The sequence below is a fragment of the Ochrobactrum sp. PL_is501 genome (assembly GCF_055816895.1).
The window spans coordinates 101527-125483 of sequence record NZ_JBVPGR010000026.1; the positions used below are offsets into that span (position 1 = coordinate 101527).

19 protein-coding genes and 2 pseudogenes are annotated in these 23957 nt (G+C 56.1%); 8 read left to right on the plus strand and 13 right to left on the minus strand.

The window, feature by feature from the left end:
- Positions 1 to 135 precede the first annotated feature (135 nt).
- The 4 genes from AC0TOF_RS03140 to AC0TOF_RS03155 are packed head-to-tail and all read right to left on the minus strand — an operon-like array spanning position 136 to position 5225.
- Positions 136 to 1203, minus strand: a complete 1068-nt coding sequence (locus tag AC0TOF_RS03140) for an ABC transporter substrate-binding protein (protein ID WP_473767188.1) — start codon at positions 1201 to 1203, stop codon at positions 136 to 138.
- Positions 1204 to 1227: 24 nt separating this feature from the next.
- Positions 1228 to 2322 carry an ABC transporter ATP-binding protein gene (locus AC0TOF_RS03145; RefSeq protein ID WP_473767189.1) on the minus strand — a complete coding sequence of 365 codons (1095 nt, stop codon included), beginning with the start codon at positions 2320 to 2322 and terminating at the stop codon, positions 1228 to 1230.
- Positions 2323 to 2361: 39 nt separating this feature from the next.
- Positions 2362 to 3180: an enoyl-CoA hydratase/isomerase family protein gene (locus tag AC0TOF_RS03150; RefSeq protein WP_473767190.1), complete on the minus strand. Its 819-nt coding sequence runs from the start codon at positions 3178 to 3180 to the stop codon at positions 2362 to 2364.
- A 5-nt stretch (positions 3181 to 3185) separates the two neighbouring features.
- Entirely contained in the window at positions 3186 to 5225 is a 2040-nt protein-coding gene (locus AC0TOF_RS03155) for an acetate--CoA ligase family protein (RefSeq protein ID WP_473767191.1), read from the minus strand.
- 195 nt (positions 5226 to 5420) lie between these two features.
- Here AC0TOF_RS03155 and AC0TOF_RS03160 point away from each other — a divergent pair, with 195 nt between their 5' ends.
- The 5 genes from AC0TOF_RS03160 (at position 5421) to AC0TOF_RS03180 (ending at position 10219) form a co-directional block, all read left to right on the plus strand.
- Positions 5421 to 5852 (plus strand): acyl-CoA thioesterase, encoded by a 432-nt coding sequence (locus tag AC0TOF_RS03160; RefSeq protein WP_473767211.1) that lies wholly within the window; start codon positions 5421 to 5423, stop codon positions 5850 to 5852.
- Complete coding sequence (locus AC0TOF_RS03165) at positions 5849 to 6292, plus strand: MaoC family dehydratase (RefSeq protein WP_473767192.1); 444 nt, start codon at positions 5849 to 5851, stop codon at positions 6290 to 6292. The genes AC0TOF_RS03160 and AC0TOF_RS03165 overlap by 4 nt, the downstream gene beginning before the upstream one ends.
- A 25-nt stretch (positions 6293 to 6317) precedes the next feature.
- On the plus strand, positions 6318 to 7355 hold the full coding sequence (locus AC0TOF_RS03170) for a LacI family DNA-binding transcriptional regulator (RefSeq protein ID WP_473767193.1): 1038 nt from the start codon (positions 6318 to 6320) through the stop codon (positions 7353 to 7355).
- 127 nt (positions 7356 to 7482) lie between these two features.
- Positions 7483 to 8787 (plus strand): histidinol dehydrogenase, encoded by a 1305-nt coding sequence (hisD, locus tag AC0TOF_RS03175; RefSeq protein ID WP_473767194.1) that lies wholly within the window; start codon positions 7483 to 7485, stop codon positions 8785 to 8787.
- Positions 8788 to 8893: 106 nt separating this feature from the next.
- A complete protein-coding gene (locus AC0TOF_RS03180) occupies positions 8894 to 10219 on the plus strand; it encodes an NAD(P)/FAD-dependent oxidoreductase (RefSeq protein WP_473767195.1) in 1326 nt (441 codons plus the stop codon).
- A gap of 245 nt (positions 10220 to 10464) precedes the next feature.
- On the opposite strand, the gene AC0TOF_RS03185 is transcribed toward AC0TOF_RS03180, so the two are convergent.
- From AC0TOF_RS03185 to AC0TOF_RS03225, 9 genes are all read right to left on the minus strand, one after another.
- On the minus strand, positions 10465 to 10824 hold the full coding sequence (locus AC0TOF_RS03185; RefSeq protein WP_473767196.1) for a DUF1850 domain-containing protein: 360 nt from the start codon (positions 10822 to 10824) through the stop codon (positions 10465 to 10467).
- Entirely contained in the window at positions 10824 to 12929 is a 2106-nt protein-coding gene (locus AC0TOF_RS03190; protein ID WP_473767197.1) for a TRAP transporter permease, read from the minus strand. Before AC0TOF_RS03190 ends, AC0TOF_RS03185 begins: the two co-directional genes overlap by 1 nt.
- A 134-nt stretch (positions 12930 to 13063) precedes the next feature.
- A complete protein-coding gene (locus tag AC0TOF_RS03195) occupies positions 13064 to 14017 on the minus strand; it encodes a TAXI family TRAP transporter solute-binding subunit (RefSeq protein ID WP_122002093.1) in 954 nt (317 codons plus the stop codon).
- A 176-nt stretch (positions 14018 to 14193) separates the two neighbouring features.
- On the minus strand, positions 14194 to 14571 hold the full coding sequence (locus tag AC0TOF_RS03200) for a hypothetical protein (RefSeq protein WP_473767198.1): 378 nt from the start codon (positions 14569 to 14571) through the stop codon (positions 14194 to 14196).
- A 75-nt stretch (positions 14572 to 14646) separates the two neighbouring features.
- Positions 14647 to 15936, minus strand: coding sequence for an alpha/beta hydrolase (locus tag AC0TOF_RS03205; protein WP_473767212.1), 1290 nt, complete (start codon positions 15934 to 15936; stop codon positions 14647 to 14649).
- Between the two features lie 100 nt (positions 15937 to 16036).
- Positions 16037 to 18415 (minus strand): arylsulfatase, encoded by a 2379-nt coding sequence (locus AC0TOF_RS03210; RefSeq protein ID WP_473767199.1) that lies wholly within the window; start codon positions 18413 to 18415, stop codon positions 16037 to 16039.
- Positions 18402 to 19334: a formylglycine-generating enzyme family protein gene (locus AC0TOF_RS03215; RefSeq protein WP_473767200.1), complete on the minus strand. Its 933-nt coding sequence runs from the start codon at positions 19332 to 19334 to the stop codon at positions 18402 to 18404. Before AC0TOF_RS03215 ends, AC0TOF_RS03210 begins: the two co-directional genes overlap by 14 nt.
- A gap of 178 nt (positions 19335 to 19512) precedes the next feature.
- Positions 19513 to 19968: a DUF2721 domain-containing protein gene (locus AC0TOF_RS03220; protein WP_473767201.1), complete on the minus strand. Its 456-nt coding sequence runs from the start codon at positions 19966 to 19968 to the stop codon at positions 19513 to 19515.
- Between the two features lie 217 nt (positions 19969 to 20185).
- On the minus strand, positions 20186 to 21271 hold the full coding sequence (locus AC0TOF_RS03225) for an AraC family transcriptional regulator (protein WP_473767202.1): 1086 nt from the start codon (positions 21269 to 21271) through the stop codon (positions 20186 to 20188).
- Positions 21272 to 21594: 323 nt separating this feature from the next.
- On the opposite strand from AC0TOF_RS03225, the pseudogene AC0TOF_RS03230 reads away from it, so the two are divergent.
- The 3 genes and pseudogenes from AC0TOF_RS03230 to AC0TOF_RS03240 all read left to right on the plus strand — a co-directional run.
- Positions 21595 to 21799 (plus strand): annotated as a pseudogene (locus AC0TOF_RS03230) (transposase); the annotation flags it as partial.
- A gap of 123 nt (positions 21800 to 21922) precedes the next feature.
- Positions 21923 to 23516: pseudogene (istA, locus tag AC0TOF_RS03235) on the plus strand (IS21 family transposase).
- On the plus strand, positions 23506 to 23957 hold a 452-nt coding region (locus tag AC0TOF_RS03240), incomplete at its 3' end, for an ATP-binding protein (RefSeq protein WP_473767203.1). The pseudogene istA and the gene AC0TOF_RS03240, both read left to right, overlap by 11 nt.

Here is a 23957-nt window from a genome sequence, read left to right on the forward strand (position 1 = left end):
TTTCATTTCCCAAGATGCGCTTTGAGCCGCCGGAGAGGTTTCGGGTAACCGGGATTATAGAAACCACTCCAGCTCTTTGTTTTTATGCGCTTTCCAACACAATGGAGCTTTGCGCTTTTGTTGGAATCGCGCCGATTACTTGCCAGCCAGGCGCCAGCGATCCCATGCACGCTGTATCTCGGTCCGATGATCCGCCCAGAACTGTCCGTCAAAAACAAACTGTGCCTTCAGGTTTTCCGGATAAGTCGGCAGTTCTTTTCTGAGTTCCTCCGGTAATTGGTCCATCAGGCCCGGTGCGAAACCGGGGTAAGGCAGAAGCTTGGTCAGCTCTGCACCGCGCTTCGCATCATTCCAGCAATATTTGAGCCACTCATGTGCTTCTTTCACATGCTTGGAACCCTTGAGAATGGAGTGGTATCCAGGAACAATGGCTCCGCCGTTCCAGACGATCTTGACGGGAACGCCCTCACGCTGAAGCGGCGCGACGCGTCCGTTCCAGGCCGTGGCATAATAGACCTCGCCGCTGGCCAGAAGCTGCAAGGGCTGCTGGCCGGACGTCCACCAGATTGCAATATTGGGACGGATTTCACCAAGTTTGTTCAGGGCGCGGTCCACGCCTTCCTTGGTTGCCAGTTGCTTGTAAATCTGGTCTGCTGGCACTCCATCGGCCAGAAGCGCAAACTCCAGATTCTTGATTGGAGTATCATGCAGGCTGCGCGGCCCCGGGAATGTTTTGGTATCCCAGAAATCCGCCCACGAGGACATTTGTTTGCCCTCTGGCTGCTTGTCGGTGCGCACAACAATGGTTTCCGAGTAGGAGTTGATGCCCACGCCATATGGTTGTCGTGCGACATCGGGCAACTTGTGCTCAGGGTCGATCAGATCCCAGTCGATTTTCTCCAGCCAGCCGTTCTCTGCGGCAACCGGCAGCGTTTCAGCCGAGGTATTCGAAATGTCCCAGATCACATTCCCGGTAAGCATCTGGGCGCGGATCTGCGGCGTGGAATCGTCGGTATTCGCTGGCTGAATGACAATGCCAGTTTCCTTGGTGAACGGGTCATCGCACACCTTGCGCAGCGCTTCACCAAACGAGCCGCCAGCAGAGGCGCGAACAATCGTTTTGGCATCCTGTGCCTGCGCATAAGTGCATGTCATGAACAGACATAGAATGGTGGTGCCGAATTTGCTTTTGCTGTTTTTCATTTTACTCTCCCATTTATCGGATTCTTATTTTCTCAGTATTGAAATATCCGAGTTCGATATTTTTGCTTTTATCTTCCCGCCTATCTGCAAAAGTTCATCAGATATATTTTCTGAAGTTCTGAATATCTGGGCCAGAATATTGGATTTGTTTTCCGTCTTGAGATAAACCATCAGGTTGTTTCCCATCATCTGGACATTATCGACTGAAACATCGACGGCTATTTCCTGGTCAGCCGGATGATAGGAGGTCGGCTTGAGGGATATTTTCTCAGGCCTTGCAACAGCGACAAAATCCTGTGCGTGACTGGAAAGGCGGTTCGCTTCGATCCCGCTCATGCCGATGCCCCAGTCATCGGCGAAGAGGCGGTTTTCCCTGATGCTCACGCGGGACTTGTTGCAATGCCCGACAAACGACGCGACAAAGCCATCGACGGGCTCGTCGTAGATTTTCCGTGGCGTTCCCCGCTGCACCAGACGCCCACCGCTGAGAATGATGATTTCGTCCGACATCGACATGGCTTCGGACTGATCATGCGTCACGTAGACGACAGTGCTTCCGGTTTCCCGTTGAATCCGTTTTATCTCGTATTGCAGGCTTTCGCGGAGCTTGAGGTCGAGTGCGCCCAGCGGTTCATCCATCAAAAGCACACGCGGGCCGAAGGAAATCGCACGCGCGACTGCCACACGCTGTTGCTGTCCACCAGACAATTCACGGGGCATGCGCTGAGCAAAGGTGCTCAACTGGACAGCTTCCAGTGCCTTCATGACCTTCTGGTCTGCTTCCGATTTGGGGATTTTCCGCATCCGCAAAGGGAAGCCGACATTCTGTTGGACATTCATATGCGGAAAGAGGGAATAATTCTGAAACACCATGCCGATGTTGCGTGCTTCCGGCTTCATCGAAACAATCGAACGGCCGTCCAGCAGGATGTCTCCATCGGTGGGCTCGATGAAACCCGCGAGCATGTTCAGCAGTGTCGTTTTCCCCGAACCGCTCGCCCCCAGAAGGGTGACGAAGGAGCCCGGCTCTATAACCGCATTGAATTTTTCCACTGCGGCCATGTCGCCATAGAGTTTCTGGACATTCCTGAACTCGATACGTCCTCCCGCTTGCGTCATCGTGCACACCTCGTTGAAGTTTTTGTAAAACCCATCTGTCTATGCCTTCGACACCGAGCGGCTCTTCCGCCATTCGACGGCGGCCTTGAGGCCGCTTTCCTTGCGGATGCGCGAGAACTCCATCTTCTCCTCGCCTTCTTCGGCTTCTATTTCCGCACCTGCTTCCAGCGAGGCCAGAAGCGCCTTGCGCATTCCCATCACATCGAAGGTCTGGTTGATGACGCGCTTGAAATAGGCAACGGAAACGGGCGAGGAGCTGACGATCTGCAATGCCATCTCGCGGACGAATTCTGCTCGCTCCGCATCGGGAACGACATGATTGACGATATGCGCCTCTTTGGCGCGCGCTGCATCGAAGCTTTCCAGCCCGCTCATCAGGATTTCCTTGGCGACTTTCGGCCCCGCCAGCCAAGGCAGCATCAGATTGACGCTCGCCGACCCGAACTTGGCTTCCGGCATCCCGAAACGGGTGCTTTCAGCGGCAACACTCATGTCACAAGCCAGAGCAACCTCGAAGCCACCGGCGAGGCAGTTACCGTGGATCGACGCGATAGTTGGCTTCGGACAATCCCAGAAGTTCAGCATGAAATCGAAATTTTCCTGATAGCGCTGTTTCCACGCATCCACGCCCTTGGTATTGCGGACCGCGCTCTGCTTGAGATCGAAGCCGGAGCAAAAGGAGCGCCCCTCGCCGGACACCACAATGACCCGCACGTCGTCATCTGTATTCAGCTTTTGCAGCGCATCGCGAGATTCCGCCATCAGTTCGACGGAGATCGCGTTGTGGATTTGCGGTCGCGCAAAGGTCAGATAGCCGATACCGGTATCTTTGCTGACCTTGATCGTCTCATAGTTCATTCAAATCACTCCGTTGTAACAAGCATGTCGACGATCGACATTTTGCCGTCGCGGATCATGACGGGATTGAAGTCAATCCCGGTGACGGAAGGGTTGTGTTCGGCAATGGCGCCCACGATACGCACAATGTTCAGAAGGTCGGTGCAGGAGATGCCCTTCTTGCCCCGCGCGCCATTGAGCACGCCAGCGGCCCGCAAGGTCGCTGTGGCCTCTTCGAGATCCCTCTCGTTCAGGGGAAGCAACATCGAGACGCTGTCCTTGAGGATTTCCGTGAAAATGCCCCCGAGACCGACGGTGACCACCGCACCAAACCGCTCGTCACGGTACATGCCCACGATAAGCTCGAAGTCGGCCGCCAGGAACGGCTGGACCATGGCGAGCGGACCGCAGCGCGCCGTCAAGTCGTCATAGGCTTGGCCGAGCTCATGACGATCACGGATATTGACGATGACACCGCCGGCTTCCGTCTTGTGTTCTATCTCGCTATTGGCCGTCTTGAGAACCAGCGGAAAACCGATCTGGTCTGCTGCTTTCAACAGATCAGCGGCATTGTCGGCAATCGCAAAAGGCGCGATGGGCAACCCAAGTTTCTGCGCGTAAGTGAGCGTCTCCTGGGTCGATAACCGGGAAAAGTCTTGCACAATCTGAGCGGTTGATATGTCCGCCGCCGCACGGTTCGCGCCGGAATTCCGTTGCCGCGAATGCCAGCCGATGAATTGTCCGATCGCATAACAGGCAGTTTCGGTCCCCATCAGCACCGGAATGTTTTTCTCCCGCAGCTTGCGCGCGCCGTCACGCGAAATCGTGGAGGACATATTGCCGAAGACGACCACGGGTTTTTCAGTGGCATCGTAAATATCGACGCACGCATTGGATGTCGTTTCCAGGAATTTGCGCCCATGCACAAGATTGGTGCCGACGCCGACCAATGCCACATTCGGATCCCTGGCAGCGATGATACCGGATTCGGACATCAGCAACTGGCCATCGCCATAACAGTCGATCGGATTGCCCACGACCATGCCCGGATCGAGAATATCCGCCAGAGCCTGCTCGGTCTGCGGCGTGAATCGGCTCAGCGAAAGACCGACGCGGGACGAGACATCTGCGATCAACTGGCGTTCACCGCCTGAATCGCTGACGATGACCGCGCTTTCCCCCATCGGGCGTCGGCTGGTGCGGAACACTTCAAGGCAGTCGAGAAACTCGTCGGGATTCTTTGTGACGATCAACCCGTGCTGGCGCGAAATTGCATCGAGAATCTGGCGCGGACTGGACAACCCACCTGAATGCGCCGCGGTAAATCGTGCGCCCGCTTCGCTAAGGCCGACGAACAGGCCAACAACCGGAATCCCCCGCTGTTCGGCTTCGGTCAAGGCTGCAATAAAGCGCTCCGGTTCGCGAATGGTCTCGATCACCAGACCAATTACGCGTGTTTCCGGCAGCGACACGAAATATTCGAGATAGTCGGCAACGCCGGTGGCAATTTCACCGCCCGCGGAGACGACAATATCGAAGCCGAGGTCTCTCTGGCTGCCCACGATGCCAGACCAGGTAGAACCGCTCTGCGAGACGACACAGACGCCGCCGGGCTTCGCATCCGTTGCAGGCACGCCAAATGTCATGGTCACCTTGTCGCGAAAATTGACAAAGCCCATGCAGTTGTGCCCGCAAATTGCCAGATTGCCTGCCTTGGCGATGGCGGCCATGGCGTCGGGTATTTTGGTATGGGAGCCTGATGCCCTGTCGAAGGCGCGGGATGGAATGAAAAATCCCTTCACGCCATCGCTTGCCAGACTTTCCAGCGTGGGAACAAGCGCTTCGTCGGGAACGCACAATGCGGCGAAATCGACACCGGAAGAAATGCTGCTGACGTTTGCAAATCCCTCGGCGTTCAGAACCCTCTCGGCACGCGGGTGAATGGCATAGACCTGTCCTTCATATCCACACCCCTCCAACTCGCCAACAATGCGGCCTCCGACATTGCCAGGCTTCGCACTCGCGCCGATAACCGCGATGCTCTTTGGCCTGAGGAGCTTCCCCATACTGACACTTAACATCCCTCACCTCATGTCGTTTTGCAGGCTTTGCATGCGCATGCAATTTTATTTCTGCTTTCATGTCAATATGAAATCCATGCTGAATAGAGAAAAATATCAAACTCCATGATTCAGCCATTTTTCCGTATTGACATAAACTGAATACGTATGCAGTTTTGAGGAAACAATCAGGAAACCGTGATGCTGATCCCCTCCCAGGCGACCCGCACAACCATCACTCCGCGAGTGTCCGAGACCGATGGATGCGGCCATATCAACAACACAACCCTGCCGGTCTGGTTCGAGGCGGGAAGGCGCGAGATTTTCAAGGCGATTACCCCTTCTCTGCATTTCTCGGAGTGGAAGCTCAGCCTTGTTGAAATGAACGTGTCGTTCTTGAAACAGATCTATCTGGACGCAGACGTGGAAATATCCACATGGGTTTCAAAGCTGGGGAACAAGAGCCTGACGATCCGCGAAACCGCGAGCCAGAATGGCGTCATCTGCGCGAAAGGCATGATCGTCTACGTGTATTTCGACTACCGGGAGCAGCAGTCCTCACGCATTCCCGATGATGTGCGCGCGCGCTTGTTTCCGTTTGTTCATGAATCTGTGCAGGAGAACGAAAAATGATCGATGCGCGAAGCTCGGGTTACTATTTCGAGGATCTGACCGTAGGCATGACCGCTTCGCTCACAAAAACGATATCGCAAGAGGATATCGATCTGTTCGCGACGGTTACGGGTGACCGCAATCCCGTTCACATCGACGAGGAATGGGCGCAGACCACACGCTTCAAGGGCCGCATTGCCCATGGTGTGCTGACCGCTGGCCTGATTTCTGCGGTCATGGGCACCAGACTACCCGGACCCGGCAATATCTATCTGAAGCAGACCCTGGAATTCCAGGCGCCGGTGAAACCCGGCGATGTCGTAACCGCCACGGTTACGATCAGAGAGCTGATCCCGGAACGCAGGCGTGTGATCCTCGATACCATATGCAGTTGCGGGTCGGTGACCGTCCTGACCGGTGAAGCGCTGCTCAGCGTTCAAACACGTGAAAAGCCGTTGTAACAGCGTTTTAGGCAAAGGGTTTCCCGTGACGACTTTCCATGAGTTGAGCGCCAACAAAAAGGGCATTGCGACGGCAGCCGATGTGGCCAGACTCGCCGGCGTATCGCAGCCGACAGTGTCGCGCGCCCTGGCGGACAATCCGCTGGTCTCGTCAAAAACCCGAAAACTTGTCCAGGACGCTGCTGCCATTCTCGGTTACAGGCCAAATGCCATGGCCCGCAGCCTAAGCCTCCAGCGCTCGGGCCTGATTGCAGTCGTCTGCGGGTCCATGGATAATCCATTCTACTGGGATATGGTGCGCCAGACCAATGAACGTCTGCAAACGCTCGACCTCCAGGTGTTGTTGTTTTCAGTCGGACCAAACGACAATTTCGACGATATTCTGCACAAGGTCTTGCAGTATCAGGTCGATGGCCTGATCGCTTTATCCGCAGTGCTTTCATCGAGGGCGATCACACAATGCAAGCAGGCTGGATTGCCTGTCATATTGTTCAACCGACATATCGATGATGGCAATCTCAACGCGGTTTGCTGCGATAATTTAGCGGGCGGGCGCGATGTTGCCCGGCTTCTGATCCAGACCGGACATAAAAGTTTCGGCTATATTTCGGGCACGGAAGACACATCGACCAACCGTGATCGCTTCAAGGGCTTTACCGAGCGACTGGCCGAAGCGGGCTTTCCGATGCCCGCTGTAGAACATGGTGATTATACCTATATGGGCGGGCGCGAGGCGGTAAAGCGGCTGATCCTCCAGGGCGACAAGCCGGACGCGATTTTCTGCGCAAACGATATCATGGCAATCGGGGCACTGGATGGCCTGCGGATCGACCTCAAGCTGAACGTTCCCGAAGACATTTCGCTTGTCGGTTTCGATGACATTGCCATGGCGGGCTGGTCGGGCGTGGAGCTGACCACGGTGCAGCAACAAGGCGACAGAATGATCGGCGCCACCCTCGATATACTGAAGGCCAATATTGAAAATCCGGATATGGAACCTGTCTTTCATCTTGAGCCGGGCCGGCTGATCATTCGCAAGACCGTGCGTCTCGGCATGACATAGGCCCTCGCAAACGACTTCACAAATTTAAGCATGGAGGAGCATTCGGCTCCCCCAAAGGGTTCGCTGCGGCCTGATACAGGCCCGGATTTACAAGTTTGGATCGAACAATCTACGCAAGGATCATGACATGATAAGAATACTGAAAGATCGCACCGCTTCAGCAAAGGAATTTCAGCGGAATAATGATGTTCCGCATATCGTGCAATCGATCATCGAGGATGTCCGCCAAAAAGGCGACGAGGCCGTGCGTGCCTATTCAGTCAAGTTCGACAATTGGGATCGCAGCGATTACCGGCTCACCAAAAAGGAGATTCTGGATTGCGTTGCCGAACTTCCACAAAAGGCGCTTGACGACATAAAGTTCGCTCAGGAACAGGTCCGAAACTTCGCCGAGCATCAGAAATCCTGTCTGCTTGACCTTGAAGTCGAAACCCTTCCCGGCGTCATTCTGGGGCACAAGAATATCCCGGTCGATTCCGTGGGCTGCTATGTTCCCGGCGGCAAATATCCCCTCCTTGCTTCGGCACATATGTCGGTTATCACAGCGCGGGTCGCGGGCGTTGAACGGATTGTGACCTGTGCGCCGCCCTTTCAGGGCAAACCGGCGCCAGCAATCGTTGCGGCGCAACATCTGGCCGGTGCAGACGAAATCTATTGCTTTGGCGGCGTTCAGGCCATGGTCGCTTTTGCGGTCGGAACCCAGACCATCAATCCCGTCTCCATGCTGGTCGGCCCCGGCAATGCTTATGTCGCTGAGGCCAAGCGCCAATTGTTCGGACAGGTTGGTATTGATCTGTTTGCCGGCCCGACAGAAACGCTGGTCATTGCCGACGAAACCGCCAATGCAGAAATTTGCGCAACCGATCTATTGGGGCAAGCAGAACATGGACCGGATTCTCCCGCTATCCTTCTGACAACGTCGCGCCCGCTGGCGGATGCAACACTGCGCGAAATCGACCGTCTTCTCGAAATTCTGCCAACGGCTGCCATCGCCCGCCAATCATGGGGCAATTACGGACAGGTCATCCTTTGCGACACCGAAGAAGAGATGATCACCGAGGCTGACCGGATTGCTTCCGAGCATGTTCAGGTCATGACAAGGGACCCCGATATATTCAAGGACCGGATGAAGAATTACGGCGCTCTTTTCCTCGGCGCGCGCACCAATGTTGCCTACGGTGACAAGGTGATCGGCACGAACCATACGTTGCCGACTTTGGGAGCGGCCCGTTACACGGGTGGATTGTGGGTTGGAAAGTTCATCAAGACTTGCACCTATCAGAAAGTGCTGACGGATGAGGCCAGCGTCAGCATCGGCGAATATTGCTCCAGACTGTGCATGCTCGAAGGTTTCGCCGGCCATGCCGAGCAGGCCAATATTCGCTTGCGGCAATATGGCGGCAAAAACGTCCCCTATGCGCAAAGTGCATGAAGCTAATACCTCCCAGGCCTGCCGGTTCAAGACGATATCCTCGTGTGTCGTCTTGAACCGAGATCCGCATAATCCCTGACACAAATCAGCTCCGATCGGATTAAAGATGCTTTCCTCTCCGTCCGTCCATCATCATCCGCAATCCCCGCTGCCCTCGTCGGTGGACGTCGTTATCATCGGCGGCGGAATTATCGGTGTTTGCGCGGCTTACTATCTCGCACAGCGCAAAGTGTCGGTTTTGCTGGTCGAGAAAGGCCGTATCGCTGCCGAGCAATCAAGCCGCAACTGGGGCTGGGTACGCCAACAAGGCCGAGACGAGATTGAAATCCCCCTTGCGCGCGAAGGCTTGAATCTATGGGGCAAATTACAGGAGAACGGCCAAGAGCTCGGCTTTCGAACATCAGGCATTTTATGGGCGACAGACAAGCCTGAAGAGCTTGCGAGCTGGGAAAAATGGGCGGCCAAAGCCGTCGATTTCGGCGTTCACAGCCAGATATTGCGGAAAAGCGACGTTGACGCGCGCATGCCGGGAAGTGCGAAGAACTGGGTTGGCGGGATGCTCACCAGTACAGACGGACGCGCCGAACCATCGCTCGCAACTCAAGGCATTGCCCAATATGCCCGCGATGCAGGCGTCGTTATTCTGGAGAATTGTGCGGCGCGTGGTGTCGAGACCAGCAATGGCCGCATTTCAGGCGTGGTGACAGAACTGGGCAGTGTCAGAACCAGCAACGTTATCGTGGCCGGCGGCGTCTGGTCGAGTATGTTCTGTCGGCAACACGGCATCGATTTCCCGCAAGCCGCAGTCAATGCTACGGTTTTCAGAACTGCTGGCAATCTCACCATTCCAACCGGCGCTGTTGGCACCCCGACAGTCTGTATACGCCAGCGTTTGGACGGTAGCGTGACTGTTGCCTATAAGGGCAAGGGAACGCTTGATATGACGCCGGACTCGCTACGTTATGCGCGCAAATTCTGGCCAATGTTTCTGGCGCGTCGCAAGGATCTCAAAATCAAGGTTGGCCGCACGTTCCTCTCCGGTCTCGCGAACCGCAACTGGACCTTGGATCAGATAACGCCCTTCGAAAAAGTGCGTATTTTAAACCCCGCTCCCGAGCAATCATTGATCGACGCAGCAAAAGCCGAACTGCAAAAGATATTCCCGGCGGCTGCCGGGGCAGGCGTTGCGGAAGCCTGGGGAGGGGCCATCGACTGGACGCCGGATTCCCTTCCGATCATGTCGCCAATCGAAAAATTGCCGGGCCTCTATCTCGCATCAGGCTTCAGCGGCCATGGTTTCGGAGTTGGACCTTCGGCTGGTCACCTCATTGCCGATATTGTTACAGGCGACAAACCAATCGTCGATCCTCAGCCTTATCGCTATGGTCGACTGTTTGAAAACGCGTCCTATGGAATGCGCGGTGCATTGTAGGTGCCTGCTCGTCATGCGAGAACATATTGACTGCGTTCATGGGTTTCAGCCAACTCCTACGCGCAATGATCTGATTGCGTTGAACTCAGTCTGAGCCCAATGCATGTCTCCCAAAAGTGGGAACCGCCTTCGCGGGGAAATCAGTTCACTGGACTGATTTCTGATCCCGCTACGATGGGATAAAGACATGCATGAAAACAAAAACTTAAAGCGTGTCATATGACTATGATAAAGTACGACACGCTTTAGTTGCAGGGGAGGATACGTATTGGCTTTTCTTCCGTTTTGCCCAGTTCCATGCATTTTTGGTCCGAGCAGAAAGTCCAGCCTCCAATCGTCTTGCCAGACGCAGCGAGGACAATTTCATGGCGCGGAGGAATGTTTGGATGGTAAATATACCACCCTTCGTTGAAAACAGCATCTTCCGGAGGCTCCATGCCCGCGCCGGAGCCTTTGATGCGGGCCTCGGACAATACCAATCCCTGCGCCGTGACAGTCCAGAATTCCTGCCACGGCACTTTTTCAACGCTGTGCGTCCAAGATAGAATAAAACTTGTGGCGGCGATTTTCAGAACGCCGCCAGCCGTTGCAATACAGACAGCCATCAACCTGATGACGCGACGATGGAAGGCCGCGATCTCCAGAAGTGCCAGGCAAGAAAGGCAGCACAGGCTGCAAAACCGAGCTCATCGCTATAGGGATAGGTTGCAAGCATCAGAGCGATGGCAACGAAGGCCCATATGCGCTCCCACATATTCAGCGGTGTTCGCAGATGCCCGATAGCGGCAGCTCCCCAAAGCAGGATACTGAGTAGCGCCTTGACGATCATATAGGCGAAGGCAAGCCAGAAGCCGAACCGTTCGGTAAGCGGGCCCCCCTCCTGAAGCATGATAACCGGCTCATATACTGCCATGAACGGCACGGCAAACCCTGCCACCGCGATCCGGATCGCCTGCATGCCGATCTTCATGCCGGATTCTCGCGCGATTGGCGCCGCTGCGAAAGCTGCAAGTGCTACAGGTGGCGTGAGATCGGCCATAATGCCGAAATAGAAGACGAACATATGCGACACCAGAAGCGGCACATCGAGGTGAAGAAGCGCAGGACCGGCGATAGAGGAAGTAATGATGTAATTCGGAATGGTTGGTATGCCCATGCCGAGTACGAGGCAGGCCAGCATGGTCAGTATCAGCGAGAAGAACAGAGAATTCTCACCAACGCTGACGATCACACGGGCAAAGGTCGAACCGGCACCGGTTAGCGCCAGAACGCCGATGATGACGCCGACCAGAGCACAGGCAACGCCCACGGGCAGCGCATTCTTGGCGCCTTCCGCGAGGCTTTGGAGGCAGAGATTCAATGTATCGCGGCCGCCGCGCACCAAAAAGTTTATCGCAACCAGCACCGCAACAAGACCAATGATGAGCGTAATGCCGCGCAGGGCGTAGCCGAAGATATTGAACGTCGTACCGAAAGCCGCCGCCGACATTATGCCGAGCGCAACCCAGAACAGTACCCGCAGAGGCATCGACATGGAGGCGGAAACCGGTACGCCGAGAATAATGAGGGCAGTCAGGCTGAGGCCCACAGTGCCCGCAAAAAGTGGCGTATAGCCTGAGAAGAGGAGCCATACCAAAGCGACGAGCGGCAGAACCAGAAACCAGCGCTTTCTGATGGCATCGAGGGCGCTCGGCATTTCGCTCTTGTTGAGCCCCTTCATTCTGAGGCGGCGTGCTTCGAGATCGACCATCACGAAGACGGTTATGAAGTAAAGAATGGCGGGAACGACTGCCGCCTTGACGATTTCGACATAGGGCAGACCGAGCGTTTCAGCCATGATGAATGCAACCGCGCCCATGACCGGCGGCATGATCTGGCCACCCATCGACGCCACGGCTTCGACGCCGCCCGCAAAGGCCGGACGGAAGCCGGACCGCTTCATGAGCGGAATGGTAAAGGCCCCCGTCGTCACGACATTGGCGACGCCGGAGCCATTGATTGTTCCCATAAGAGCCGACGAAATCACCGAGACCTTTGCCGGGCCGCCACGCGACGCACCGACCGTGCCCATGGCAATATCGTTGAATAGCTGGATCATGCCTGCACGTTCGAGAAATGCGCCGAACAGGATGAAAAGAAAAATATAGCTCGACGAAACGTAGATCGGCGTGCCGTAAATTCCTTCTGTTCCCAGAAACAGAACTTCGATCACCTGCTCGAAATCATATCCGCGGTGATTGAACGGGTGAGGCAAATATTGCCCGAACAGGCCGTAGGCCAGAAAGATCGCGCAGATGAGCGGCAGGGTCCAGCCCATCATCTTTTTTCCGGCCCAGAAAACGAGGGCGATCACAAGAATGCCGATCACGATATCGAGCGTATTCGGTTCTCCCGCCCGGACCACCAGATCTTCGTAGAAAATCCAGTGGTAGAGACTGAGTGCGAAAGCAACGATGGCCGCGAGCCAGAGTGCCGCTCGTTTTGCTACTGCGGTGCTTGCATTGGCGTAAAGGCCGAAGAGGAGCAGAAGCAGAAATCCGACATGAACCGAGCGGACCACCTGACTTGGCAGCGGTGAATAAGCGGAAGTCCAAAGCTGGAAAACCGAAAAAGCCACGGCGATGGCAAACAGGATCTTTGCACCTGCGCCGGAGCCCCAGGCGGGAATGTGCTCGGCCGATTCTACGGCGCTGTTCTCGTTCTGCGTCATGAACGGACCTTCATCAGATTATGCATGTTGAGTCACGGAAACGATCCAATCGAGAAGATTGGGTGTCGGCTGTCAGAAAAGCGGCGGTACCGGGCTGTCGCCCAGTACCGACCGCCGACGGGGTTGCCGCCAGTCTATTCGATGCCTTTTTCCTTGTAGTAACGCAGCGCGCCCGGATGAACCGGAACTGGCGACACAATCGTGCTTTTGTCGAGCTTGATCGCCTTTGCCGAAGCATGGGCAGCCGCAAGCTGGTCGAGATTTTCGAAGAGCCCCTTGGTCATCTGGTAGACGAGTTCTTCGTCGAGATCCGGCCGGACGATCAGGTAATTGATCACGGAGGCCGTCACGACATCCTTGTCCTGTCCGCTATAGGTATTGGCCGGGATCGTGTTGACCTGATAAGGCGCGCCGATCTTTTCGATGACATCTGCCGGAACTTCCACAACGTTGATATCCACAGAGTTGGCAAGATCGCGGAGCGAGGCAACGCCAAGCCCTGAGGATTGCAGGGTTGCATCCAGCTGGCGATTCTTCATGAGTTCGACAGATTCTGCAAAGGGCAGATATTCGATCTTGCCCAGATCGTCATAGGATAGCCCGGAAGCTTCCAGAATGGTGCGTGCATTCAGTTCGGTGCCCGATTTCGGAGCGCCGACAGAAAGGCGCTTTCCCTTGAGATCGGCCAATGTCTTGATGCCGGACTCCTTGGAGGCGACTATCTGAACATAGTTCGGGTAGATTGCCGCAAGGGTATTCAGATTGGTGAGTTTCTTCTTGAAGCCAGCAGCTTCATTGCCTTCATAGGCATCGCGTAGGGAATCGCCGAGCGTGAATGCCACTTCGCCGCGCCCGCTATTGATGAGATTGATATTTTCAATGGATGCCTTCGTCGCCTGAACCGACGGACGTACGTCTGGAATACCCGAATAAATTTTCTCCATGGCAACGCCGAGCGGATAGTAGACGCCGCTGGTGCCGCCAGTCAGAATATTTACAAATTCCTCGGCCTTTGCTTGGGCAGCGCCCAAGACAAGGCCCAACGCGGTCGCCAGCGAAACTGCCGTTTTCCGATTAAAGATCTGCATATTGCCTCCTCACTCCAATAATCTTGCCATGGCGCAAACACGACAACTAAGCGGGAAGTTTTTGCAGATTACTTCCCGCTGCATTCATGCCGTCCTCCCACGGAACTGAGGAAACGCTAACGCATTCAGGAAAGAATCCCAAACGTTTTTGGCCGTTATTACCAACCAGTTAGTTTTTAATATTTATTTAGAAGGAAACGAAATGCTGCGACCATCGCGCAGATCGGACCAGGCCGGCAAAGGTCTGCATCGTTAGATCGACACCGTTGGCAAGAATGGCGCATGTCGCCCCGCCCGGATATCTTCGTATACATAATATCGGCCAAGAGGCTGAAAGGTCCCTTCCGGGCTTCACCCATCGCCATGGCGCCGAATTCGAGATTGTCGAAAATATCGTCGAAACTCGCATCGACATACACGCTCGGCAGCCCGAACTGGGCAGCCTCGCCCGACAGGCCAGTCGCCCAGAAATAAGGGGAGAAGGAGAAGATCCATCCGCAGTCGGTCGTCGTCTGGCCGCGATGACGGCCAAACCGCGAACCAGGTGGTTTCATGGTCACTCCTGTTGCATCGCCGCTGCGATGTCTCTTGTTTGTCTTTCCGGGCTGCGGGTTATCACGTTCGTCGGCCTATCGGCCGCAATTGCCCTGTTTCGTCGGGCCGGTCCTTCCGCATTCAGCGTTCCCCGAACCAGCGGGCACGCTGACCAACGCCTCGACATGGTCGGCATAGTTCTGCCGCGAGTTCTGCTCCACGATTGCAGCCGGCGCGGCGACGATGAGGCCAGCGGCGGTTCCAACGGTGTGCGAGGCCCCGACGGACGCCGTCAAGATGTGGCCGCCCAGTCCGAGGCGGTTGTCGGTCAAGGTCTGGCCGGATGATAGCCGGTTGCCGATGAGCTGTACGATCTGCGGCGATTCCGCGAATTTTGCGTGATGTAGACCGTCCCCGGCCTTGATCTTGGTCAGGTCGATAACCGTGACCCCGTTGGTCGCCAGTTCCTCTTTGTAAGGGGACTGTTCTGGATCGATGGCGCCCAGGCGGGAGACATTGCCCCAGACACGCCGGGAAACGGCGAGCGCGCGGTCGTCACGGGAGACGAACAGCGTAAAGCGTGGTCTTTGCCGACCCATATCGGCAATCTGCGAACCGAAAACATCTACGTCCACATCGGGCGCCGCGAGCATGACGTTTCTGAACTTTGCCGGGAGATGGCCGTTACGAATGGCCATCTGGCGTAGGGCTTCCAGTGCGAGCCAGTTGCCCATCGAGTGGGCGAGGATTGAAACCTCCTTGACCTGCGGATCGCGCGCCAGATACTGGAACAGGTCTTCCACCGCGTTGCGCGTATAGTTGGTGCTTTCACGATCGTAACCATAGGCCAGCAAGCTGCCACGCGAGGGCCATGTCGCCAGCACCGGCACGCTGCGCGCGCCAGAATCATGGACGATCTGCGCGAAACGGAAAACCGCGTCTTCAAATTGATTGTTGAACCCGTGAATAAAGACCAGGACGCTGCCGTCCGGGCTCTTGCGGACACGCGCGTGCAGCCATTTCTCTGCTGAACCGCGATCGATTTCGGCAGCTTTCAAGGTAGCGAAATCGTGCGCGGGATCGGGCGGAAGCTTGCGCGGCCACGCGACCTCGCCAGCCTTGCGAGAGGCATTCGGGGGGATGGAAACCGTGATCTCCGCGAATGACGGGCTGGCGCGCTCGCCCGTGAACATCACGCCCGGCTTTTTCGCCCGTTCGCGGGTGGTCGTGACCAGCATTTCGACGCGGGAAGCGGATGGATCGGCTGCGACCGGTTCAAGTACACCCGTCGGACGGGTTGCGCAGGCCTGCAAAAGCAGAACGCTCACGGCTATTGCCCATCCTGAAAATCGCCATGATCCGGCACGTTCGTGAAGACGCCACATTGATTGATCCGTCATTTCATGATCCCTGGCAGTCCAGTCGGGAGCGGCGAGTGAACCCGCCGCTCCCGTTTTTCCCGATACCCCTGTGCGCGGGACGGGCTCACTTCAGATATTCGACCTTCAGGCGCGGTATCTTTCCGTTGAAGGCGAAGGGCTTGCGGTCGAAATAGGCAAGAGAGACCGGCGAATAGCTATCCCTGCCGACATCGAAAGAGTCGTTGGCGGTAAAGGTGAGGGGAGCTGAACGGGGCACCCGGCCTTTGACGACCTCGCTTCCGTTGACGCGGATGGTGACATCGAGAGGGGCGTCATGGTTAGTGCCCGCCCTGCGCGTTTCGACCTCGATGTCGACCTTGCCGGTCGGCAGCGGCTGTGAGGTTTCAAGCAGCGTCCGCTCGATTTCAAAGAGATTATACTCGTAAGAAAGCTTGCCGTTTTCCACCCATAGCGATACGCCGCCCGAAAACGCGCCGAGCGCGTAAAGCACGCCTTCGGAATCCGGTTTCAGCTCCACTTCCACCTTCACCAGATTGCTGCGTGCGCCGATTTTCGGTGCCGCAAACTCCGGCACGCCGATGACGTCCTGCGTATAATGAAACTCGGTCGCCGGATTGGATGGCGCGTCCTCAGGATGGAAGACGGCGGACCAGAGCCCGCCGCCAACCGGGAACACCTTGTTGGCTTCGGCCTGCGTCTGGAAGGATTGCGTGAGTTGCTTCACCTTGTCGGGATGATCCGCCGCGACATCCTTAGCCTGCGAATAATCGGTCTTCAGATCGTGAAGCTCCCACTTGTCGTTCGTCGGGCTCCATTTGAAGATGGCGGGATCAAGGCCCGGCGTCCACGGTGTGCGCGGACCGAAAACAGAGGCGATCCACTCATCTTCATAGATGGCCCGACTGCCCATGATCTCGAAATACTGTGCCTTTTTCTGCCCAGGAGCCTGCGGCGCGTCGAAACTATAGGCCATGCTGACCCCGTCGAGAGGGTCTTGGCTAATGCCGTCGACGAGCTTGGGCGGCTGAATGTCAAGAATGTCGTAGATAGTCGGTACGATATCGTTGACATGGTGGAACTGCGCGCGCGGGGTCTTGTCGGGCTTGATCTTGCCGGGCCATGATATGACCAGCGGCGTCCGCGTTCCGCCGAAATGCGCCGCGACCAGCTTGGTCGAGCGATGCGGCGTAGACCCGGCCCAGGCCCAGCCGGCATGATACATGTTATCGGCTTTCGGCGAACCGAGAACATCCATCCCACCCAGCTCGTCCATGGTACGGATGTGATCCTTGATCTCGCTGGCGATGCCGTTTTGTGCCAGCAATTCGCTGATCGTGCCGTTCTGACCCTCAGCGCTTGATCCGTTGTCTCCCCAGACATAGAAGATGAGGGTGTTGTCGCGAATACCCAGTTCGTCGAGCGTTTCTATGAGACGCCCGGCTTGCGTATCTGCATGTTCGGTGAAGCCGGCGAAAACCTCCATCAAACGGCGTTGGAACGGTTTCTCGTCGTCTGGAATATCCTTCCATCCGGCAAGCGTTTCAGGGCGCGGCGTAAGCTGGGTGTCCTGCGGTATCCAGCCAAGATTTTTCTGCTGGGCGAAGACCCGCTCGCGCATGGCGTCCCAACCATCGTCAAACTTGCCTTTATATTTGTCCGCCCAGTCCTTGAAAATATGATGTGGTCCATGCGAGGCGCCGGGAGCCCAATACATCAGAAAGGGGCGGTCCGGAGTTAGTGCGCGGACCTGTTTCATCCACGAAACTGCCTTGTCCGTCATATCTTCGGTGAAATGATAGCCCTCCTTGCCGTGCGACGGGTCTATACGCACAGTATTCTCAACGACAGCGGGTTCCCATTGCGAGGTTTCCCCCGCGAGAAAGCCGTAAAAATAGTCGAATCCGATGCCCTCGCCAGCCGGCCAGTCAGTATAGGGGCCGACTGCGGTCGTTTCGTTGGCGGGTGTATTGTGCCATTTGCCGAAAGCGCCCGTAGCGTATCCGTAGCTACCTAAGACCTTGGCGACAGTCGCAGAGGTGCGGGGTATCCGCCCAGTATAGCCATCCCAATCATTCGCAAGTTCGGCGATCTGGCCGTTGCCGACGCGATGATGATTACGCCCCGTCAACAGAGCTGCACGCGTAGGCGAACACATCGCGGCATTGTGGAAGCGATTATACGCAACGCCTTCCTCGGCGAGCCGGCTGAGGGTCGGCGTCGTAATCACCCCACCGAAAGTGCCGGGAAGCGCTGGACCGACATCGTCAAGCATGATGATAATGATATTCGGTGCGTTGGCTGGAAGATGAGACTGTTTGGGCAGTGGCTTATAGGTGGAATCGGCAATTGTCGGCCCCGCCTTGCTTCCGGAGGGTGTCGCCGGGAAAGGAAGTGACTCCTGCGCCAGCGACGGCGTTGCCAGTAGCAAAACCGCAGTGCTACCCCCCAGCCATCCCGCCTTTAGCCTTTTAAGGATTTTCATTCATTCCTCCTGATCTGATAACACATCTGAACCCGACGTGAGAGGTCGAGGTATCTATCGCCTCGGCATGCCTTGCCGCGGGGCGGTACCGGCGGCAGTAATTTGGGGCGCACAGATGCGAACCGCCTTTCAGCACTTTGCGCGGTATCCTGATTTCGGGCTGGCATGGATCGTAGCTCAGGCTCTCGATACCGCCGCGCGGGTTTTTGGGAATGCAGCAGGGTTTTGCGGCATCGGCCTCATGTCGGTCGGTATACCAGTCCGACGTCCATTCCCAGACATTGCCGATCATGTCGTGGAGACCGTATCCGTTGCAGGGGAAGGCCAGCACTGGCGATGTGCGCGGATAACCGTCCTCAGCACTGTTTAGCGTCGGGAAAATGCCCTGCCACGTGTTCGCCATATGACGTCCGCTGGGGGTGAATTCCGCGCCCCAGGCATAGTCGGCACCCTCCAGTCCGCCACGGGCGGCAAACTCCCATTCGGCCTCCGTCGGAAGGTCCTTTCCCTTCCATCGCGCGTAGGCAAGCGCATCGCGATAGGTGATATGGACTACGGGATGGTCGCCCAGGCCAACAATGTCGCTTCCCGTACCGTAAGGTTTGTGCCAGCAGGCTCCTTCGCGGAACGTCCACCACTGGGTCCAGTCGTTCAGGTCGACAGTGTCTTTCGGCTGCTGAAACACCAGCGAGCCGGCATAAAGCATGTCTGGAAGAATGCCGGGATAATCCTTCGGATCTGGCGGGTATTCTGCGCAGGTGCGGTAGCCGGTCGCCGTGACGAATTCAGTAAACGCGGCATTTGTCACAGGCGTCCTGTCCATAAGGAAACCGTCGACGGTGACACGGTGTGCAGGAGCTTCTTCTGGGTAGTGCCTGTCGGACCCCATAAGAAAAGTCCCGCCTTGGATGAAAATCATATCCGCACGCTCAGCTTCGCGAGCGGCGATGCTAGCCGAACTCCTCCCCACGTTTTCCCCTTCTTGATACCCTCGGCAATCGAGCGCCTATCGCGCTTTGCTAAAATCTTAGGGTAAATATGATTGCGGGACTTATCATTTCGCGCCAACTGATTTGGGAAAACGCGAGCCCTAGGTATCAATCGAATTTGCTCGGCCGATACGCTTTGCGCATCTGTCGCAGCATATTACGACCCGCTACAGCCAGTTCGAATAAAAACGCGGCCAGCGAGAGCATGAGAAAAACAACGGCGCCACCAAAAAACCAGAAAAGATTTTCCTGCCGGATACCTATCGCGAGCGTCCCCGCCAACAGGTTGAGGACCGCTGCCCCCGTACAAATACCCGCCGCCGCACCGAAAAACGCCGCTATCTCCAATGCAAACACGCGACGGCGCAGGTAGGCGAGCTGCACCTGTACCGCCGCCGTATTCTCCTCAGCTTTTTCAATGATTTCATTTAACCGATCCGAGAGCTTTGCGAGGCGACCAACATAAATGTTTACAAAGCCGGCGGTCCCAGCCAGGAGAAAAACGGGCGAAAGGGAGGTCTGTATGACTTCCGCAAAATGGCTGGCTGTGGATGGAGTGTCCATGTGTGAATCTCAAAGAGCGGTTCGGCCCGATGGCGATACCTGGGACGGCTGGGCAATCAATTCTGCTTTCCTCGAAAGTCTGCGTCAACATTGAATAAGCCCTGCATTGTTCTATGACGTTCGGTTTAAATCTTATCCTTTCGCGCCAATCGGCGGGAGAAGTCCAATTAATAGTACCGATAATAATATCGAAACTGGCCAGCAGAATGCATTCCAGCTAGCTTCGCACCCTCATGCGATATTCACGCGGGCTTAGCCCGGTCACATTGCGAAAAGCGCGTGAAAATCCTGTCGGCGACGCATAGCCCAGATCTTCCGAGATAAGGGTGAGCGACAGCCCACGCTCTTGGAGCAACTCCGTTGCTCGCTTGATCCTCATCATTCCCGTCAGGCTGCGAAATTCCGTGCCGGCAAAGTGAAGTTCCCGTTGCAGGGTCCGCACACTGATATCCATGGATTGCGCAACCTTATCGATCGACACGTCACCCATATGGAGGTGGACCCGGATCTGCTCCTGAATGACATCTAACATCTTTTGCGGAGCACCACCCGATTGATCACGTGCGACATCCTGTATGGTAATGAGGGGGCGTGCTGCCTGGATACAGGCGGCCGCCATGCTGTGCCGCGACAGCACGACTGACACCGCAGGCGTATTGAATAGAACCGGACATTGGAACACGTCCTCATAAAGTGAGGACTGAGACGGTTTCTCGATATCCAGTTCGACGCGCGATGGTCGCCAGTACTGTGACAGATACGCCTTCACGACGCTCATCAATTCGCCAGCGGCAGCGCATGCCACGACATGATAGCCCGGAGCGCCAGCGAGCGCGAATTTATATGTAAATCGCACCTCGTCGGCATGGGCCGTGGCGGACAGTGTGTCATAAGTGCTGTGATATGGCAGCGCCGCAATCGCGCGATCGATGGCCTGTCCGAGCGTATCGGCGCCCAGCACATATCGCCCAAAGGCACCGTAGGTGGCCACATTCATGTCCGGAACAAATAAAACCCCGAGGTCGGTATCGCCTGCTGCCCTGGCCGCAGCATCTACGAATTTTACTACCGATTTCTGGGGAACGAAGCAGCTTCTTTCTTCGATTATCTCGGCGTCGAAGCCCGCAACACGGTTAGCGCGTTGCAAAGCCTTTTCCCCAATGTGGCTCCGAATAAATTCTGGCACCCCTTGCAATACATAACTGGCAATAACAGGAACTCTCGCCATTATACATCCCCCACCCTCATTTAAATAATAGTTCTCTTCACGGTTGGCGGCAACTGCGGCAAAAATGCTTATCAATACTGGAGCCTCAAGCAAGTATTGAAACAGGGATGGCGTTGATTCTGGTGAAACAGTTTCGAAAAAATAGAAACTGCAGGAAATTCGCGACAAATTTTAGGGTTGTGTTCATAGCCTGTAAACCAGTCAGACTTGCTCCGTTCTTGTCCATGGCAGTTCTCTCGGGAATGCCATTGGTTGACACAGCGCTCTTGAAAAAAAAGGCCGTGCTGAGGCAGATTGCAGCGTTCGAACAGGATGAAGTCAAGGGGCACCGCGATGACCGCCCGGTATAAATATCCATTGCATGAAGCTTGAGATAGGTCTCGTCAACAATCCATGATCTGGCTGTGGATGCGACCTATCTGAAAATCCGGCACGACGGTCATATCGTTTTGTTGCTGTTATCATCGCTGTAGGCGTAACAGCGGTGGTCGACCCGAGATCCTTGAAATGGAAGTTGGCATATCGGAATCCCAGCCGATCTGGACGGAATTCCTGCGCAAGCTGACACGTCGAGAATTGAGTGGTGTGAAGTTTGTTGTTTCCGGCGTGCGAAGTGTTGATTGCCACTGAGAACTGCCCCGGCGTGGCCTGATATTTCCATTAAGAATTGACCCATGTTCCAACCTTCCCTCGCATGTTTTCAGCGAGGGCTATGGAGTGATCGACATGGCGTTATTGAGCGTGATCCGACGCTGGCATTTTCGAGACCATTTATCGATCCGAGAGATTTGCCGCAGGACAGGCCTATCCCGGAATACCATTCGCAAATACCTGCGCCTGGACGGTGGAAAGCCGAAGTTCAAGGTCCCGGAGCGGCCGAGCAAGCTCGATCCTTTTGCTGATCGGTTGTCTGCCTGGCTGAAGACGCAATCCAAGAAGAACCGCAAACAGAAGCGGACGATGAAGCAATTGCATGCTGACCTGATGAGCCTTGGCTACGAGGGCTCCTACAATCGGGTTGCGGCATTTGCGCGGAATGGCGTGATGATCGCCAGAGAGAGTTGCAGACGACGGGCCGCGGGACATATGTGCCTCTGGCGTTCGATCCCGGCGAAGCCTTCCAGTTCGACTGGTCGGAGAACTGGGCGATCATCGGCAATGAACGCACCAAGCTGCAGGTGGCACACACGAAGCTGAGCTACAGCCGGGCCTTCATCGTTGGGGCCTATCTGCTACAGACACACGAGATGCTGTTTGATACCCACAATCATGCATTCCGCGTATTCGGCGGCATCCCGGGACGCGGCATCTACGACAACATGCGCACCGCGATCGACAAGATCGGCCGCGGGAAAGAGCGTGACGTCAACGTGCGCTTCCAGGCGATGGCCAGCCACTACCTGTTCGAGCCTGAGTTTTGCAATCCGGCTTCAGGCTGGGGTGAAGAGGATCAGAAAACAGTCCAGTGGACTGTTTTCCCGATGAACGCCCGGAGCCCAAGCGGAGGGCCGGGTGGACAAGTCGAGAAGAATGTTCAGGATGCGCGTCATCGGTTCTTTCAGCCCGTTCCGCGCTTTCCATCGCTGGAAGCCCTGAACGACTGGCTCGAGCAACGCTGCAAGGAGTTCTGGGCACAGACCCCGCACGGTCAGATGCGTGGCACCATTGCCGACATCTGGGCGGAAGAAGCTCCCGCGCTCATGCCCATTACCCGGCCGTTCGATGGGTTTGTAGAATACACCAAGCGTGTCTCTCCGACCTGCCTCGTGCATCTGGAGCGCAATCGCTACAGCGTCCCGGCGTCCTTCACCAATCGGTCGGTAAGCCTAAGGGTTTACCCAGACCGTGTTGTGGCCGCCGCAGAAGGACAGATCATTTGCGAGCATCGTCGTGTCATTGATCGCTCCCACGACAGGCCAGGACAGACGATCTACGACTGGCGGCACTATCTGGCCGTGGTGCAGCGTAAGCCAGGTGGGCTTCGCAACGGTGCACCGTTCGTCGAACTTCCAGATGCATTCCGGTCCTTGCAGCAGTACTTACTCAGGAAGTCGGGCGGCGACCGGGAGATGGTCGATATCCTGGCGCTCGTCCTTCAACACGATGAACAGGCCGTCCTGTCGGCGGTCGACATGGCGCTGAAGTCCGGTGTTCCGACCAAGACGCATGTGCTGAACCTGCTGCATCGCCTTGTCGATGGCAAATCCTTCACGCCGCCGACCATCGATGTGCCGCAAGCCCTGACGCTCGTCAACGAGCCAAGGCCAATGTTGAACGATACGATGCCCTGAGAAAGACGGAGGCCCGCCATGTGTCATAATCCAGCAAGCGGTGCGATCGTCATCATGCTGCGGCAACTGAAGATGCATGGAATGGCACAAGCCGTCGGCGAACTAACCGAGCAAGGATCGCCGGCGTTCGAGGCCGCCATTCCGATCCTGTCGCAGCTTTTGAAAGCAGAGACCGCGGAACGTGAAGTTCGCTCGACTGCCTACGAGCTCAAGACGGCACGCTTCCCTGCCTATCGTGATCTGAATGACTTCGACTTCGCCAGTAGCGAGATCAACGAGGCGCTCGTGCAGCAGCTTCATCGCTGCGACTTCCTGGACGACGCAAACACCATCGTTCTGGTCGGTGGCCCCGGCACGGGCAAGGCACATATTGCTACCGCGATAGGTGTTCAGGCCATCGAGCATCACCACAAACGGGTTCGGTTCTTCTCAACGGTCGAGCTGGTCAACGCGCTGGAACAGGAAAAGGC